Origin of the sequence: Streptococcus dentapri, from assembly GCF_042649885.1 — a bacterium.
Classification (GTDB): Bacteria; Bacillota; Bacilli; order Lactobacillales; family Streptococcaceae; genus Streptococcus; species Streptococcus dentapri.
The window spans coordinates 1-2,236 of sequence record NZ_JBHSAC010000015.1 but is presented as its reverse complement, the minus strand read 5'-3'; the positions used below and the strand labels follow the sequence as shown (position 1 = coordinate 2,236).

Sequence of the window (2,236 nt, the reverse complement as noted above, 5' to 3'; positions counted from 1 at the left end):
ATACCATCATGGGGATTGCGGTAATTGCGAAACTGCTCACGGTGTTTCTGCATATACTTGATTTCTTTATCTGAGAGCAGGTTGTGGATATCAGGTCCATTAAAGCCGACATTCTTATAGCCTTGGTGCAAGGCCACATACATGGCCAGAGATTCTCCGAGAGAATGGCCTGTAGTGGTGATTTTAGCTTTGGGGTATTCTTTTTCAATTTTCTTGGCAAAGCTCATCGCCGTTTCAAACTGAGAGTCTGCGATCGTCAACCCGTCAACACTCATATCTGATCCTGATACTAGCTTCTTGCTTCCTCCGCCGACAGACTGCAGATCAGTATCCAAATCTTTACCATCAGCACTGTTCGTTCCTGCATAGGCAATTACCACTTGGCTGGTATCCACATTGCCATTCTTATCAACTGGTGCTACAGCCATAGCCTGCATGCCGTTGGCGGTATTGTCTTCAACCTTGAGGACTTGGTATTTGTCTCCGCCAACTAAACTACCCTCTTTAACTGGATTTTTTTCTTTTCCAGAATCAACCTTATAGACGTCATCCGCAAGTTCTTTATAATTTTTTTCAGTTATCATAACTACTCTCCATGATAATAAGTCAGTTCAATATCAGAGTTACTTTGAATGTGATTTATCTTTTCCTGAACAATAAATTCCTTAGGGGAGTAATTCGAACTCCTAATTTCACCTCCCAATTCATTTTCATTAAATGAAATATCATATTTTTCATTAACTGTAATTGTAATACGCCATGTTCCTGTCATATCATTCTTATCAAATTCAATCACCTTTATCGTTTTGATTGCATCACCATTTGTTAATTCATAATGCTCAACCAGATATTGAGCCACTCTATCCTGTTCATGCTTGTACTTTGGTTCGTCCTCACCTGTAAAAGGATTAATCATTGCCAGACCTCCTCCTATTAAAACGACCGTGATTCCTAATGGAATTAACAACTTTTTCCATCTCTTCATAGTACCTCCTTTGTTACCATATAAGCCAAACCAGCTACACCTTAACTGGCTGGGATTATATGATAACAAAGATTACCATCCTGATCAAATCGCCATTCCGAGAGACTGTGATCTTCTGAAATAGCGCCATTTTGCCTATCTACATAGATAGCTGTTTCCGTCTCATTGCCGGTAATATTCCCAATACCATCATGGGGATTGCGGTAATTACGAAACTGCTCACGGTGTTTCTGCATATACTTGATTTCTTTATCCGAGAGCAGGTTGTGGATATCAGGTCCATTAAAGCCGACATTCTTATAGCCTTGCTTCAAGGCCACATACATGGCCAGAGATTCTCCGAGAGAATGGCCTGTGGTGGTGATTTTAGCTTTGGGGTATTCTTTTTCAATTTTCTTGGCAAAGCTCATCGCCGTTTCAAACTGAGAGTCTGCGATCGTCAACCCGTCAACACTCATATCTGATCCTGATACTAGCTTCTTGCTTCCTCCGCCGACAGACTGCAGATCAGTATCCAAATCTTTACCATCAGCACTGTTCGTTCCTGCATAGGCAATGACAACCTCGCTGGTATCCACATTGCCATTGGCATCAACTGGTGCTACAGCCATAGCCTGCATGCCGTTGGCGGTGTTGTCCTCAACTTTGAGGACTTTAAATTTATCTCCAGCTACGGTATCTCCTGCTTTGACAGGATTATCTACTTTACCAGAATCAACACGATAAACTTCTTTTGAAATTTTATTATACTCTTGTTCAGTTGTCATAATAACCCCTTAATCATAGTAAATTAGCTCAATATCAGATAGGCTCCACTTGTTTTCCATATCTTCTCGTATTTTGAATTCTTTAGAAGAGTAATTAGAAGTCGTTATTTTTTCACCCAATTTATCTTCTGTAAATGAAATTTTGTACTTATTATTCACCTTTGTAGTAATGCTCCAAAAGCCTGCTATCTCAATTTTCTGAAATTCTGTCACCTCTATCGTTTTAATTTTATCACCATTTGCCAATTCATAATGGTCAACGAGATATTTAACCACCCTATCCTGTTCATGCTTATGTATGGGTTCATCCTCACCTGTAAAGGGATTAAACATTGCCAGACCTCCTATCACTAATATTCCAACTGCACCTAGTGCTAATAACGTTTTCCATTTCTTCATGAATACCTCCTTTGTTATCAAATCGCCATTCCGAGAGACTGTGATCCTCTGAAATAGCGCCATTTTGCCTATCCACATAGATAGC

At 39.9% G+C, this 2,236-nt stretch carries 3 protein-coding genes and 1 pseudogene; all 4 read right to left on the bottom strand.

Annotation, left to right across the window (positions count from 1 at the left end):
* On the bottom strand, nucleotides 1-584 hold a 584-nt coding region (locus tag ACFOSE_RS01725; RefSeq protein ID WP_449341234.1), incomplete at its 3' end, for a lipase family protein.
* Between the two features lie 2 nt (nucleotides 585-586).
* A complete protein-coding gene (locus ACFOSE_RS01720; RefSeq protein WP_380429678.1) occupies nucleotides 587-985 on the bottom strand; it encodes a hypothetical protein in 399 nt (132 codons plus the stop codon).
* 68 nt (nucleotides 986-1,053) lie between these two features.
* Nucleotides 1,054-1,752 (bottom strand): annotated as a pseudogene (locus ACFOSE_RS01715) (lipase family protein); the annotation flags it as partial.
* Between the two features lie 9 nt (nucleotides 1,753-1,761).
* Nucleotides 1,762-2,085, bottom strand: coding sequence for a hypothetical protein (locus ACFOSE_RS01710; protein ID WP_380429675.1), 324 nt, complete (start codon nucleotides 2,083-2,085; stop codon nucleotides 1,762-1,764).
* Nucleotides 2,086-2,236: the final 151 nt, after the last annotated feature.